Origin of the sequence: Crateriforma conspicua, from assembly GCF_007752935.1 — a bacterium.
Classification (GTDB): domain Bacteria; phylum Planctomycetota; class Planctomycetia; order Pirellulales; family Pirellulaceae; genus Crateriforma; species Crateriforma conspicua.
On sequence record NZ_CP036319.1, the window covers coordinates 5742149 to 5756563 of the forward strand.

Below are 14415 nucleotides of genomic sequence, written 5' to 3' on the forward strand. Positions count from 1 at the left end.
TCCCGTGTTTAGTTCTGAGGTTCGGATGCCGGCAGAAGGTCCAAACACGCCATCCGAGTCATTTCACGCAGAATCAATTTTCCATCCACGATTGCCATCGGCCCCCAAGCGTCATGTCCATCGGGAAAGATCTCGGCCTGCGCGATGGGTTCGTAGGATTTGGTATTGGCTTGAACCGCCGTCAACGTGCCATGATCATCCAATAACCAAATTTTGTTGTCCGCAATCAGATAAGGTCCGTGCCCGAATCGATCCCGCCCGCTGGACCAAACTTCGTTTCCATCCAAATCCATACAGACCAACACGCCGCCACCTCGTTTGCGAACTCCAAAGATGTGTTGTTGGTACACGATCGGTGTTTGCTGTTCGGAATTGAATTCTTTGGGAGTGAATTCCTTCACGATGTCGACGCCATCGACGGTATCGGATACCTGGAACAAGATTGCACCGACCTTGGATCCGTAACCACTGGACACCAAGAATCGACCGTTCGGCAGCACCAGGGGCGATGGGGCGTGGGCGAATTGGACCGGCCAGGATGTCGTGTCCCACAGAATCTTTCCCGAATCGGCGTCCACTCCCGCGATCCCGCCACTGCCGCAGTAGACGTACATGTGTGTTCCGCCGACGTTCATTGGCACAACGCTGGAATGCGTCATTTCCCACTGACGCGGATTGGCTGATTCCCAGATCACATCGCCGGTTTTGATATCCAAAGCGACAAGCAATGCGGTTCCGCCCACACCAAGAATCAGCTTTCCTTCATCCACCAAAGGGCACTGCCCGACGTACCAGCGGGGTTCGACAGCCTGGTAATCAGCCACCAAGCTTTTCAGCCAAAGATTCTTGCCCGTGCTTGCATCCCAAACGGCCAAATGACATCGGGGCCCCAGCGTGATGACCAACCCGCCGGCGATCGTGGGGACGGTTCGTGTGATGCCATGGTTTCGCGTCACCGGGACCGGATAGCTGTTCCGCCAAATCTCTTGTCCATCCGCCAACGACAAGCAGCGCAGCACATCGGATTGAACCGTCTCGTCATAGTCCAACACGTACACACGACCGTTGGAAACCGCCGCACCGGCGTATCCTTCACACAAGGTGATTTCCCATTGCTTGCCCGGTCCATCAGACGTCCAGTCGGTCCGCAGTGTCGGTGTTTCAGTGACGACATTGCCACCATTCGGCCCGCGGAATCCCATCCACGTTCCATCGGTCACGCCCGCCACACCGGCACCCGCAACCGGTTGCCCAGGAATCGGAACGGCGACAGCATCACTTTTTAGACTGACCGTCGCGGGTGCGCCGTCTTGTCCCGGCAATCGCATGCGGACCTGCTGCGTTGGCCGGACACTGATCCATCCAACAGCAACGACAACGGCGATTAGAGCCACCAAGCCCAACGTTCCACGATCTACGGCGGAGGCTTTCATGTCTCCGCCTTGAAATCACTGAAGGACTGACGAAGCGACACGTTGCTTTGACCCCACAACCATTGCCGTGCAACATCGAAGGCATGCGATCGGCGCGTCGGCGACCGCATTTCAAGCCCACGGTCAGCGCATTTCGACGTCCGACCGTTGTCAACGTGTTCGATAAACTGAATGCATGGTTTCACGGTTCCAGTTCCGCTGTGGGTGCAACACGATTCCGCCGGAGACCAGGAACATCCTGACATTCCAGGACTCGATTCGAATCGCTCGGCGGTGATCCTTCCCGCTGTCTTATCTTTCGGGCGATTATGGGCGGATCGTCGCAACGTGTGCCACAGACGAACAGTCGCACGTGCAACGGGCTGTGCGTTGAAAGCACGCTAATCGCGGTGTTTTGAGAATTCGCACCTACGATCCGCGACGATACGACGCACTGCAAAACGGTGCATTTCCGATACACAACGTGCGGTCGCGTCTCGGTATGATCAATCACTACCGAGACGACAGCGGAAGCATTGCAAAGCAAGTTTGCCTTCGGTCATTTGTCTTCCGCCCCCCTTAACGCCCTCCTTCCACAGCAGCCCTCATGTCCAGAACATTCCCACGTATCTTTGGCGTTTGGATCCTATTGTTTCACGGTGCGTTGGCATGGTCCGACGACTGGCAACAGTTCCGCGGCGACGATGGTTCGGCGACCACTTCGCAAGGTTCCTTGCCTGTTCAATGGGATGCGGCCACTTCGGTTCGATGGAAAACGGACCTTCCAGGACCAGGCGGTTCTTGTCCCATCGTTTTGGATGACTTGGTCGTCGTGACGTACTACGACGGATACGGAATCGACGAAGATTCGCCAGGCAACATCCAGGATCTATCACGACATCTTGCGGCGTACCGTCGATCGACCGGCGATCACGTGTGGACCGTTGACTTTCCATCCGATGGTGGTGACAAACCGTTCGAAGGCTTCCAAGCGTTGCATGGTTATGCATCATCGACGCCAGTCACCGACGGCCAAGACATCTACGTTTTCCTTGGACGCTCCGGCGTAGCAGCCGTTTCGAAAGACGGTCAGAAACGTTGGCAAGTCAGTGTCGGCGACGGTGTTCATGGATGGGGATCAGGAACATCCCCTGTGTTGTTTGACGATCTGGTGATCGTCAACGCCAGCGTGGAAAGCAGCAGCATGGTCGCGTTGAACAAAAGCGACGGAACCGAAGCCTGGCGTGTCGATGATGTCCAAAGGTCTTGGAGCAGCCCATTGTTGGTCGATGTCGCATCGGGCCCCCAGGAGTTGGTACTCGCCGACAAAGGTCGCTTGCGTGGATTTGATCCGGCCACCGGCAAGACGCTTTGGACGTGCCCCTTTGTCGACGACTATATCTGTCCAACGCCCATCAGCCATGACGGAGTCGTGTATGCCATTGGCGGCCGTCGGAACACCGCCGTCGCCGTCAAAGCAGGCGGACGTGGCGATGTCGAACCGCTTTGGGAAGCACGTGCGGGCGCGAACGTTCCATCGCCGGTCTATCACGACGGGCATCTTTATTTTCTGAATGAGCGCAGCGGTTTGGCGTTTTGCTTGAACGCCGAAGACGGCGATATCGTCTATCGCGAACGTCTGTCACCTCGCCCCGGCACCGTGTACGGATCACCGCTGTTGGCGGAAGACCAATACTATGTCGTGACCCGCGACAGCGGGACATTCGTGATCGCCGCGAAGCCGGAATTTCAGATGCTTCAACACAACGATGCCTTGGATGACAGCCGCGTCAACGCCAGTCCCGTGCCGGCAGGATCCGAGATTCTGGTGCGGAGCAACGATGCACTGTATTGCTTGCAGTGATCAACGGGATTCCCAGCAGCATGCCATCGGTCACCGGTTCTCGAGCGCTGGCATCGCCTGATCGGTTCACCTAACGAATTAAAAACCAAAACCCCGGTCGCATCGGATGCGACCGGGGTTTTTTGTTCGATTGATCCTGATGCGTTCGGTTTCAAACGCATTCAAGAAACGTAATTAGGCAAACGGGTTATAGCTGCCGGGGACCGGAATCGGATAACGTCCTTCATCGTCGGGACGTGCACTTTCCGGCACCTGTGATTCCAGGGTCAGATCGTCGATGTTGGGTGCCAAGTTGCGTCCATTTTCCAGCAACTCGTCCCACTTCAAAACCTTGCCGCTGTAGCAGGCTTCGCGGCCCAAGATTGCGGTGAACGTGGACAGAGCACCGTATTCACCTTCGTTGTAGATGTCGCCTCGCATCAACGCAGCGATCAAATCGTGCTGTTCTTGTTGGTGGCCGTTCAGATTCGGGCCATCGAACTTCCACTCGTTCGCACCCGCCAACCAACCACTCGGGTCGGCCGTTCCCTTAGAACCTTGCACATGTTCGCCGACGTGGGTCCAAGCACCTTTCAGGTGACGACCTTGGCTGAACATCTTGCTGCCGTCGGCGAAGGTGAATTCGCAGAACGTGTGATCGTTGATCTGTGACTTGGTGGGATCACCGTCCATTCGTTGCCCACGACCGCCCATGCCGTTGCATTCGACCGGGTATTCACCCTTGACCCAGCAACCAATGTCCAGGTTGTGAATGTGTTGTTCACAAATCTGGTCGCCCGAAAGCCAGTTGAAGTGGTACCAGTTGTTGCACTGGAACGCCATTTCGTTTTGATCATCGGTACGGTTGCGGTACCAGATCCCGCCGCCGTTCCAATAAACTTGCTGGGAGATCACGTCGCCGATTTCACCATCGTGGATGCGACGAACGGTTTCCAGATAGTTGGGTTGGTGACGTCGTTGCAATCCGATCGCGACCAACAGATCTTTCTTCTTGGATTCCTTGACGGACTCCAGAACACGACGGACGCCGGGTGCATCGGACGCGACGGGTTTTTCCATGAACACGTGCCGGCCTTTCTTGACCGCATGTTCAAATTGCTGCGGCTTGAAGGCGGGCGGTGTCGCGATCACAACAAGATCGCATTCAACATCCATTGCGGCCTTGTAACCGTTCAGATCCGTGTAAATGTTTTCCGGAGTCACTGCGACCTTTTCGGCATACTGTTTACGCTTGCGAAGCGAGTTCAGCAGACCTTCAGCCTTCTGCGGAAAAGCGTCGGCGACGGCAACCAGTTTGACGTTGCCTTCGGTGTTGAACAGGTTGACGATGGCACCGCTTCCGCGACCGCCACAACCGATCAAAACGACTTTGATTTCGTCCAGACCTGCCGCGTGCGCGGTGCGTGCCACCGAGCCGGCCAAAGCGGCTCCGGTTGCGGCGACCGAGGTGGTCTTCAAAAAGGATCGCCGATCCGACGATTTGGATGCGTTATCTTTGGTCATCACAGGGGTCTTTCAACGGGAAGGAAAGAAAGGTGGGTTTGCCACGACGCGATCGTTCACGCCAGCGGGTTTCAGCCTGGCGCGTCCGCTGTTGGGTGCTTCGCCCGATGGATTCCACCGGACTGAATTTACGATCGGTCGCCTAGGCCCACTAGTTTAACCAAGAAAACGCGACTGGGTGGTACGCGTTGGCGGTAGCGAACGACTTAGCGAGCCGCATCCGGCACGTAGGTTTCCGCGTTCCGGCGTCGGGTGATCTGCCAAGCCGCTTTTTCCCGATCCACCCGGTGTTGCGTTTTTCCACTCAGCGGCCAATGAGGACTTTCGCGATGTGCTTCGGAAAAAATTTCCGCGGCGTTCGCTACGAGATCCGGCCGACTTTCGGCTAAATCGTTTGATTCGGCGGGATCCTGGGCCAAGTCATAGATCTCAATTGGGCGATCCACCCCCAGACGTACCGCTTTCCAGTCACCGAACCTCGCCGCCTGGATCGGACGACCGCCGTGCAGTTCCCAGTAAAAGTAATCGCGTTTGGGTGCGTCGCCGCCGCGCAAAAAGTCCACCAGCGAATGCCCGTCGGTTTCGTACCCCTCAGGTGGTTCCGCCCCGGCCATTTCAACAAAGGTCGGCATCACATCCCAAAACGCCCAAGGCTGATCGGTCACCCGACCGGCGGGCACGGTGCCGGGCCACCAAGCGATGGCCGCTTGGCGGAGCGCCCCTTCGTACATGCCACGCTTGAATCCGCGCAAACCGTTGGACGCTTGTTCAAATCGTTTTCCCATGGCGGAATCGGGACTGAACGATGAACCGTTATCGCCGCTGAACAACACCAACGTGTCATCGTCGATCCCTTTCTCTTTCAACACAGACAACAGTTGTCCCATGTCGCTGTCCAACCGGCTGACCTGGGCCGCATAGGACTTTTCCTTCAAGCTCCACGGCTTAGCCGCATAGATCCCAAGATCATCGATTTCGTTTCTGCCGTGCGGCAAAGTCACCGCGTAAAACAAGAAGAATGGCTGGTCGGCGTGATCACGAACCCACCGGATCATGTCTTGCTGAATCAATTCTTGCGCATACGTTTGACCGACCGTCCGCCCATCGTTGCCGGGCAAACGAAACGGCTGGTCATCGTTGAATAGATACGTCGGAAAATAGCTGTGCGCGTGTCGCTGGCAGTTGTAGCCATAGAAGTGGTCCACACCCTGGTTCATCGGGCTGCCAGTCGTGTCGAAAAATCCCATGCCCCATTTCCCGAAGGTTGCCGTCGCATAGCCGGCGGCCTTGGCCACCTCGGCAATCGTCACCGTTTCGTCAGGCAATGGAAACTGTCCCTCCGGTGGCATTTCGTAGTTGCCGCGGACCGGACAATGGCCGCAATGCAGGCCGGTAAAAAATGACGATCGGCTGGGGGCACACACGCTGGTACCACAATAGGCTTGCATGTATCGAGTACCTTCGGCCGCCATCTGATCCAAATGGGGTGTTTGAATCAGTTGTTGTCCGTAGCAGCCAAGATCACCCTGAGCGACATCATCGCTGAGCACGAAGATCAAATTGGGACGACGCGATTCGTCCGCCACTGCGTTGCCAAACACACCGCCAATCAGCACACAAACAATGCCGGTGGCAACCACCGATCGGATTGCGTCACCGGAATGCCCGGCTGCCGATTTCGTGAAAGCAGCCAAACCAATCATCCATCTATGGTTCATTCGAAAAATCTCAATTTGGTTTCGATACCGCCAACAATCAACAATCTGATCAGTGACGCTCGCTTGCTGACCATCGTCGTTACCGCGATCAACAGCAACACCTGCGTTTTGCTCGATTGTAGCTGACCGGGTCATCGATCGCGCAAAGCCAAGTGGGCCAGGATACAATCAGGAACCCACCCCACGGCCCACCTATCGTCCCAGCCGCACTGATGCTTTCGTCAACAATGATTGATTTGATTCGACCGTATTGGCATGTCACCGCCGATGCTCGGACCCGCATGTTGACCTATGTGCTAAGTCTGTTGTTTTGCTGCGGCGCGAACGCGTGGTGCCAACCCCCGACGCCGATTAGTGATCGCCCCGACGAAACACGACATGCTTCATGGGAACGGTCAGGTGTCACGAAAACCATGGATGCGAACCGTTTGATCAGGACGTGGCATGATCTTGATCTTACGTTTCAAGACGGCGTTGCAGTCATCCAAACGACGGGGAATGATCCATACTTTTGGCTTTCGCTTCCCTCGCGTCCCGAATTGCAAACCGATTGGATGCTGGGCTTGGAGTATTTCTGCCCAGACGGGATCGCGTCTGTTCAAGCGCACCTGGGCCTTCCGGCTCGTGCGGTGGGAATGATCGACCTGGAACCTTTTGCCAAAGCCGAAGGCTGGATGCCATACGCGGTCAACCTAGACCAGCTGCAACGCGAGAACACGAACAGCACGGACACTTCGGCAATCCGAATCGACCTGGGAACGCGTGCCGACCGGCATATCAAAATCCGACGATTACAAACGCGTCCCATGTCGGACCGCGAGTTGGCCATTCGCAGGAAATCCGATCGCCAGAAGAAAGCACAACAGGCGTTGGCTGCGTCCATCCGCAGTTACCACCAACGCAGTTGGCCGGCACGCATTGATCACATCAGCATCGAACCAGATGCGATCCGCGTGGAAGGAACGTTTGCGATGGACATCGCCGATCAATGCATCTTTCTGATTCGTCGAAACCTTTACTCGGTCACAGCCCTTCCGCCGTCCCAGAACGAACTGGCCAATCGATGGATCGTTCAAAAAAGCGGAGACGGACTGTCATTCACATGTCGCATTCCCAATGAAATCGCCGGTCGCGCAGCGCAGTGGGGCGATCGCTTTCAGCTTGTTCGGCAACACGAGCCTACCGAGTCATTCACATTGATGTCCGCCGCCCACTGGTTTGCACCCGATCTTTCGGAAGCTTCGGCACCGGCGCAGCAGGACCACCAAGTGCGAAAGGGGCTGACATGCCTGACGACGCGGTTTCCGATGACGATGCTTGACGAATTGGGGCTGCAACACGGAAGCATCAACATCAACATGAATTCACTCGTGCGGCGAGTCGGCAATGGAGACGACGCTAGCTATCGATTGGACGAAGCCGGGTTTCGGCGACTGGATGCCACGGTTTCGTATCTATCGAAAGCCAAGATTCAATTGGCGGGCATTCTGCTTATTCCCAATTCGCCGACCGCCCCACTAGTTCATCCTGACGCCGATCCGGCGGGCACCTATGCAATGCCGAACTTGATCGACGAAGCCAACGCACAGGCCTATCGCGCCGTCGTCATTGAACTGGGCAAACGTTATGGATCCAATTCCGATGCCGGCACCATTGATCACTGGATCATACATAACGAAGTGGACTATGGGTGGCAGTGGACCAACATGGGTCCCCAGCCCATGGACATCTTCATGGATCATTACGTCCGTTCGATGCGGATCGTTGATTCCGCGGTTCGTGACTTCAACATCAATGCCCGCGTCTTCATTTCACTGACGCATCGCTGGAACGCCCAGGATTGCCAAGAAAACAAGACCTATGCCCCCAAAGCGATGCTGCAGTGGTTGCAAAAACACGGTCAAACCGAAGGCGATTTCCCCTGGGGTGTCGCCTACCATCCTTACCCACAAAGTCTGTGGGAATCGGACACATGGAATGATGACTTGCCAACCGATTCATTCGACACGCCGTTGATCACGATCAAGAACCTTTCGGTACTCGATCGATTCTTAAGCCAGCCCGAATGTTTGGATTCATCCGGTCGCGTTCGACCGGTCATTTGCAGCGAGCAAGGTTTTCATGCCCCTGAAAGCGATGACGCCAGCTTGCAAGGCCAAAGTGCCGCCTTGGTTTACACATGGAAGCAACTAAGCAAATTACGATCGATCATCGCTTTCGACTATCACCGCCCCATCGACCATCCGAATGAAGGTGGATTGCGACTGGGTTTGCGTGGCTTGGGCAGTAAGCGGCATCCGCTGGGTCCGGAAAAGCCGGCTTGGTCGACCTACCAAGCCCTGGGCACCCCAGCAGAATTGCAACTTCGCCAGACTTTTCAGCACCTCTGGCAACCATCAAGCCCAGATCATTGAAGCCCACGTTCATTGAAACCATCCCCCCACTTTCTAAGATTCATTTGATACGGAGCGATCACGATGACGCATGAACCCAATGACAAACCGACCCGTCGCGGCCTTCTGAAGACGCTCGCGGTCGGCGCGGCGTCCGCCCCCGCGGTCGTCCGCGGCCGAAACCTGAATGACAAGATCCGGATCGCCGTGGTTGGCATGGGTGGGCGTTCCAACGCGCACGGCAAAAGCTTTGTGGAACTTGAAAAGGATTCCTCCGCGAATGTCGAATTCGCGGGCGTCTGTGATTGCAACGAAGGGGCCCGAAAGTCGGCACAGTTGGCATGGAGCGAACGGGCCGGTCATCGCATCGAAGCCTATGACGACATGCGTCGTGTCTTCGATGACCCGAACATCGATGCGGTGACCTTTGCGACCCCGAATCACTGGCATTCGCTGTGTGTCATCTTGGCCTGCCAAGCGGGGAAAGACGCCTATGTCGAAAAGCCGGGTTCACACAACATCTTCGAAGGCCGGAAAATGGTGGAGGCGGCCCGAAAGTATGACCGCATCGTCCAGCACGGCACCCAGTGTCGTTCATCCGAAAACATTGTCGAAGGCATTCAACAATTGCACGACGGGATCATCGGCAAGGTCTATTTTGCTCGAGGGATCGCCTACAAGATCCGCGGCAATCTTGGTCAGCACGCGCCGCGTCCGGTCCCGGATGGATTGGATTGGAATGCTTGGTGCGGCCCCGCCCCGGTCCACGAGTTCAGTAATTTCCAACTTCGTCGTTGGCACTGGATTTGGGATTACGGCAACGGCGAAATCGGGAACCAGGGCGTTCACCAAATGGACATCATTCGCTGGGGACTCAAAATCGACGATCATCCGAATCAGATATCGTCGGTGGGCACCAACTTCATGCAACAGGAAGTCCATGACAGCAGCGCCCAAACACCCGGTGTCCTATCCACGTCGATGAAGTGGGACGATGGCCGAATGATCGAGTTCGCGGTCCGCGACTGGTACACCAACGCCGAAGCTGGTTTCCGCGACAAGTACCCGTTTGTGCAGAAAGACTTTCCCGTTGGTGTGATTTTCCTCGGCTCCGAAGGGACCATGATCTTCCCCGACTATTCCAGCTACTACACGTTCCTGGGGCGTGACCGAGAACTTGGACCACACGCGTCGGAACCGGGAAGCCCGATTTCCGACCTGCCGCATTTCCAAAACTGGATCAAAAGTCTGCGATCACGCAATCCCGAGGACTTGTCGGCGGAGATTCTTCAAGGGCACATGTCGTCGTCGCTTTGCCACTTGGCCAACATCGCCTATCGCGTCGACCGCACGGTCCATTTCGACCCGAAAACGGAGACATTCGTTGATGATGCGGAGGCCAACCAATTGGTTTCCCGACCATCGCGAAAACCCTTCGTTGTGCCGGAAAATGTGTAGCAGTCGTTCGGGTTTACAATCATGATTTTGCTTTCGCGGTGCCTGCGTTTTCCGGCGGGACGATTGATCGCGGTGTGTCTGTGTTGTTTGGCGGCAACCAATTTCTGCGCCGCCGAAAACGACCGTCCCAACATCTTGCTGATCTTGACCGACGACCAAAGCTGTTCATCGTTGTCGTGTTACGGTGGCACTTTGGTGTCGACACCTGCGATCGATCAATTGGCCACCGAAGGAGTGCGATTGACGTCGGCCTACGTCACGCCCCAGTGCACTCCCACACGCGCGGCACTTTTGACCGGCCAGTCTCCACCGCGCAACGGCATGTGGCATGTCATCGGCTGGTATGGAACACCGTTTGCGCCGGTGACCGAACCGCTGTATCGTGAGAGCTTGGATCCGGAAAGCTGCCACATGCCACACTGGCTGCGGAGCGCCGGTTACCGAACAGGGATGGCGGGCAAGTGGCATTTGACCAACAACGAACACGGTCACTACACCTACTTGAAAGCGGAATCCGCGGATCAATTCGGGTTCGATTTCGTCGCGTCACCGGGTCCGGGCAGCCAAAACGAAGGCGACAAGTGGGTCGATCATCTGACCAATCAGACGATTCGATTCATGGATGATTCCGACGAAGGACCGTGGTTCTTCTACCTGGCCCACCACACCCTTCATGGCAAAGTTTCCGCGCCCGTTCCGCTTGTAGAAAAGTATTTGAATGCCGGACATCCCGCCGAAGGCATGAACAATGCCACCTACCTTGCCGCCATCGAGCACCTGGACCTTTCCATTGGGCGAATCCTGGATCACTTGCAGGCGTCCGGGCAGGCGGACAACACGATGATCGTCTTTCTTTCGGACAACGGTGGTGTCGACACCCAGCTTGCATTGCCTCAATGGAACGATCAGCCGCTTGACGGTAGCCAACCAATGCTTGTCCACAAGGAGGAGTTTGATAGCGATCCGTTGCGTGCCGGCAAAGGATCCGTTTACGAAGGCGGCATCCGAGTTCCGTGCTTGGTTCGCTGGCCGGGAACCGTTCCGGCGGGGAAGACGATTGACACGCCCGTCCAGGTGACCGACTGGCTAACCACATTCTTAGCCGCCGCGGATGTCGATCGATCGCAACTTGGCACTGACGCCGGCGTGACCCTGTACGGCCTGAACGTCATGCCCGTATTGCAAGGTGACATCGCACCGACGCGAGATCTCTGTTGGTACATGCCGCTATACGATCTTCGATGGGGTGCCACGCCGGCAGCCATCATTCGCCGGGGACGTTGGAAACTGATTGAGTTTTTCGGCGATCATGTGGACGCCAAGGGCCAGTATCGGACCGGGCAGCGAACGGAACTTTACGATTTGGAAGCGGACCTTGCCGAAACGCACAACCTTGCACCGGAGCGACCTGAACTGGTCAATGAGCTTCGTCAGCGCTTGATTGATTGGATTCGCAACGCGGGTGCTCCCATCCCGACGCAGAATCCGCATGCCGATCCGAATCGGTGGCTGTGGGAAACCCGTGATAAGCCGCCTTGGATTTCCGAAGCCGATTGGCCCAGGGCTCCAGGGCTTCCCTAATCAACGCCGGCGGAACACAGATCGATCATGGGACACGCGATTTGGCGGAGCAGGGCAGGGCATCGATGCGCACGAAAAACACCGCAGCGTGTGGGTGCACGCCACGGTGTTTGGTTGATTTAGCGATCGTTTCTCGCGGATCGATCGATGGTCAAAGAATCACTCGAATTCAATCAACACATCGTTCGCCTTGACGCTGCCGCCGACTTCAGCGTTCAGCTTGGCGATTTTTCCCGCGATGGGTGCGGTGATGACCGTTTCCATCTTCATCGCTTCCAAGACCATTAATTCTTGGTCCTGTTCGATTTCTTCGCCCACTTCGACCGGCACGCGGATCACGACGCCGGACACGGGGCTGCGGCACACCTTGCTTTCGTCTTCGACGACTTGACCACCACCGCCGGACGGTGGTGCTACCGGCGGAGCGACGCCTGGTGCTTGATAGCTTTCGCTGGCCGGAACAAACCCCGGCTGCGGGGATTCTTCTTCGGCGACGTCGACTTCAACCTCGTACACGTCACCATCAATTTTGATCTTTAGTTTCACTGGAATCTCCCTGATGAATTAACGTGCCAAGGCGTGAGAAGCATGGATGGTCGCCCGACCTTGATGTGCCCAAGTCTTGGAACTGATCAGGCGAATTTGGCGGATCTGTGGTTTAACACCCAAGTAGGCTGCGATCGCACTGGAGATGATCATCAGCCGTTGTTCGTCAATTGGGGGCTTGCTGCTTTCAACGGATTCCATCGCCTTTTCAAGCGATGCGACCCGCGACTGCAGTCCCTGGATGTCTTGCCGCAACGACTTCAGCATCGCGACAATTTCATCGTTGTTCTTTTGATCGTCGGTCATGACATAGAATTCCGAAGTTGGAAACGCATTGGACGGATGGACGTGCCAGACGGCCACACCGGTGTGACCGCAAGGCGTCCTACAGCGGAATCAAGCCATGCTTCTTCGGCGGACGCTGGTCTCGCTTGTTTCGCAAGTATTCCAACGCACGCGCGATGTGTTTTCGCGTGTCGGCCGGTTCGATCACATCGTCGACCAACCGGCGACCAGCGGCAACATACGGCGACGCAAACGCTTCGCGATATTCCGCAATCAATTCGGCCCTGCGTGCCACCGGGTCTTCGGCCTCGGCCATTTCCTTGCGGAACACGATTTCCACGGCGCCTTCAGCACCCATCACGGCCACTTCGGCGGTCGGCCAAGCGAACACGGCATCGGCACCGATATCACGTGAACACATCGCGACGTGGGCACCTCCGTAGGACTTCCGCAAAATCAGCTGAACCATGGGCACGGTTGCCGCTGAATAGGCGAACAACAACTTGGCACCGTTTCGAATGATGCCGTTGTATTCCTGTTCAACGCCCGGCAGATAACCGGGAACGTCGACCATGGTGACCAATGGGATATTGAATGCGTTGCAGAACCGAATGAACCGTGACGCCTTGTTAGCGGCATGGTTGTCGATCGCACCGGCCAGCACCATCGGCTGGTTGGCGACGATCCCGACGGTTCGTCCCAGGATTCGAGCGAAACCGACCACCATGTTGGTCGCGTGACCGGCCTGGACCTCCAAGAAGTCCTTGCGATCCACGACTTCGGCGATCACCGCACGGATGTCGTAACCGGCCTTGTGATCGACGGGCACAATGTTGTTCAGCTCGGGGTTGGGTTCCAAGTTGTCGTCACAGGGAACGATGGGGGCATCTTCCAAGTTATTCGACGGCAGGAAACTGAGCAGACGACGACAGATGTGCAGTGCATCCGCATCATCCCGGGCGACAAAGTGAACCACGCCGGAGTGGATCATATGTGAATCGGCACCACCGAGCTGTTCCGCGGTGATTTCTTCGCCGGTCACCTGTTTGATCACCTGGGGCCCGGTGATGAACATCTGGGCTTTGCGAGTTTGAATCACAAAATCCGTCAGCGCCGGCGAATAGGCCGCTCCACCGGCACAGGGACCACAAATCAAACTGATTTGCGGCACGGCACCGGAAAGCAACACGTTGGATCGAAACACTTGTCCGTAGCCGGAAAGCGAATCGATGCCTTCTTGGACCCGGGCACCACCGGAGTCGTTCAAGAAGACGAACGGGCTGCCCGTCTTCAGCGAACGCTTCATCGCATCGGCGACCTTCAGCGAATGAACCTCGCCGGCGGAACCACCCAACACCGTAAAATCTTGGCTGGCCAAGTGAACCAGACGCCCATCGATGGATGCGGCACCGGTCACCACGCCATCGGCCGGGATGACACGACCGCCCAAACCGAATTGGGTTTGGCGGTGTTCGGCAAAGATGCCGAATTCTTCAAAGCTGGCATCATCGACCAAGTTGTCCACCCGTTCGCGTGCCGTCATCTTGCCTTGATCACGCTGTTTTTCGAGGCGTTTTTCACCGCCACCCAGCATGACCGTGTCACGACGCTGCCGCAGGTCGTCGACCAAGTCATCCATTGTATTTTTATCTTTC

10 protein-coding genes are annotated in these 14415 nt (G+C 56.4%); 4 read left to right on the forward strand and 6 right to left on the reverse strand.

What is annotated here, in order from left to right:
- Window positions 1-8 precede the first annotated feature (8 nt).
- A complete protein-coding gene (locus tag Mal65_RS21035; protein ID WP_145302182.1) occupies window positions 9-1433 on the reverse strand; it encodes a PQQ-binding-like beta-propeller repeat protein in 1425 nt (474 codons plus the stop codon).
- A 586-nt stretch (window positions 1434-2019) separates the two neighbouring features.
- Between Mal65_RS21035 and Mal65_RS21040 the strand changes: the two genes are divergently transcribed.
- Window positions 2020-3276, forward strand: a complete 1257-nt coding sequence (locus tag Mal65_RS21040) for a BamB-related PQQ repeat family beta-propellar protein (protein ID WP_145302185.1) — start codon at window positions 2020-2022, stop codon at window positions 3274-3276.
- A 174-nt stretch (window positions 3277-3450) separates the two neighbouring features.
- Here Mal65_RS21040 and Mal65_RS21045 read toward each other — a convergent pair whose 3' ends face one another.
- A complete protein-coding gene (locus Mal65_RS21045) occupies window positions 3451-4779 on the reverse strand; it encodes a Gfo/Idh/MocA family oxidoreductase (protein WP_145302188.1) in 1329 nt (442 codons plus the stop codon).
- 206 nt (window positions 4780-4985) lie between these two features.
- Window positions 4986-6497, reverse strand: a complete 1512-nt coding sequence (locus Mal65_RS21050) for an arylsulfatase (RefSeq protein WP_145302191.1) — start codon at window positions 6495-6497, stop codon at window positions 4986-4988.
- A gap of 212 nt (window positions 6498-6709) precedes the next feature.
- On the opposite strand from Mal65_RS21050, the gene Mal65_RS21055 reads away from it, so the two are divergent.
- The 3 genes from Mal65_RS21055 to Mal65_RS21065 all read left to right on the forward strand — a co-directional run bounded on the left by Mal65_RS21055 (window position 6710) and on the right by Mal65_RS21065 (window position 11929).
- Window positions 6710-8911: a DUF5722 domain-containing protein gene (locus tag Mal65_RS21055; RefSeq protein ID WP_165701434.1), complete on the forward strand. Its 2202-nt coding sequence runs from the start codon at window positions 6710-6712 to the stop codon at window positions 8909-8911.
- A gap of 63 nt (window positions 8912-8974) precedes the next feature.
- Complete coding sequence (locus Mal65_RS21060) at window positions 8975-10348, forward strand: Gfo/Idh/MocA family protein (RefSeq protein WP_145302198.1); 1374 nt, start codon at window positions 8975-8977, stop codon at window positions 10346-10348.
- Between the two features lie 21 nt (window positions 10349-10369).
- Window positions 10370-11929 carry a sulfatase-like hydrolase/transferase gene (locus Mal65_RS21065; RefSeq protein WP_145302201.1) on the forward strand — a complete coding sequence of 520 codons (1560 nt, stop codon included), beginning with the start codon at window positions 10370-10372 and terminating at the stop codon, window positions 11927-11929.
- Window positions 11930-12088: 159 nt separating this feature from the next.
- On the opposite strand, the gene Mal65_RS21070 is transcribed toward Mal65_RS21065, so the two are convergent.
- The 3 genes from Mal65_RS21070 to Mal65_RS21080 all read right to left on the reverse strand — a co-directional run bounded on the left by Mal65_RS21070 (window position 12089) and on the right by Mal65_RS21080 (window position 14399).
- Window positions 12089-12475, reverse strand: coding sequence for an acyl-CoA carboxylase biotin carboxyl carrier protein subunit (locus tag Mal65_RS21070; RefSeq protein WP_145302204.1), 387 nt, complete (start codon window positions 12473-12475; stop codon window positions 12089-12091).
- Between the two features lie 18 nt (window positions 12476-12493).
- Window positions 12494-12781, reverse strand: coding sequence for a hypothetical protein (locus Mal65_RS21075; RefSeq protein ID WP_145302207.1), 288 nt, complete (start codon window positions 12779-12781; stop codon window positions 12494-12496).
- 79 nt (window positions 12782-12860) lie between these two features.
- On the reverse strand, window positions 12861-14399 hold the full coding sequence (locus Mal65_RS21080; RefSeq protein ID WP_145305097.1) for an acyl-CoA carboxylase subunit beta: 1539 nt from the start codon (window positions 14397-14399) through the stop codon (window positions 12861-12863).
- Between the last annotated feature and the right edge of the window lie 16 nt (window positions 14400-14415).

Coding starts and splice junctions, on each gene's coding strand:
- Mal65_RS21035 (WP_145302182.1), bottom strand. CDS start 1,433: ATGAAAGCCTCCGCCGTAGATCGTGGAACGTTGGGCTTGGTGGCTCTA.
- Mal65_RS21040 (WP_145302185.1), top strand. CDS start 2,020: ATGTCCAGAACATTCCCACGTATCTTTGGCGTTTGGATCCTATTGTTT.
- Mal65_RS21045 (WP_145302188.1), bottom strand. CDS start 4,779: ATGACCAAAGATAACGCATCCAAATCGTCGGATCGGCGATCCTTTTTG.
- Mal65_RS21050 (WP_145302191.1), bottom strand. CDS start 6,497: ATGAACCATAGATGGATGATTGGTTTGGCTGCTTTCACGAAATCGGCA.
- Mal65_RS21055 (WP_165701434.1), top strand. CDS start 6,710: ATGCTTTCGTCAACAATGATTGATTTGATTCGACCGTATTGGCATGTC.
- Mal65_RS21060 (WP_145302198.1), top strand. CDS start 8,975: ATGACGCATGAACCCAATGACAAACCGACCCGTCGCGGCCTTCTGAAG.
- Mal65_RS21065 (WP_145302201.1), top strand. CDS start 10,370: ATGATTTTGCTTTCGCGGTGCCTGCGTTTTCCGGCGGGACGATTGATC.
- Mal65_RS21075 (WP_145302207.1), bottom strand. CDS start 12,781: ATGACCGACGATCAAAAGAACAACGATGAAATTGTCGCGATGCTGAAG.
- Mal65_RS21080 (WP_145305097.1), bottom strand. CDS start 14,399: ATGGATGACTTGGTCGACGACCTGCGGCAGCGTCGTGACACGGTCATG.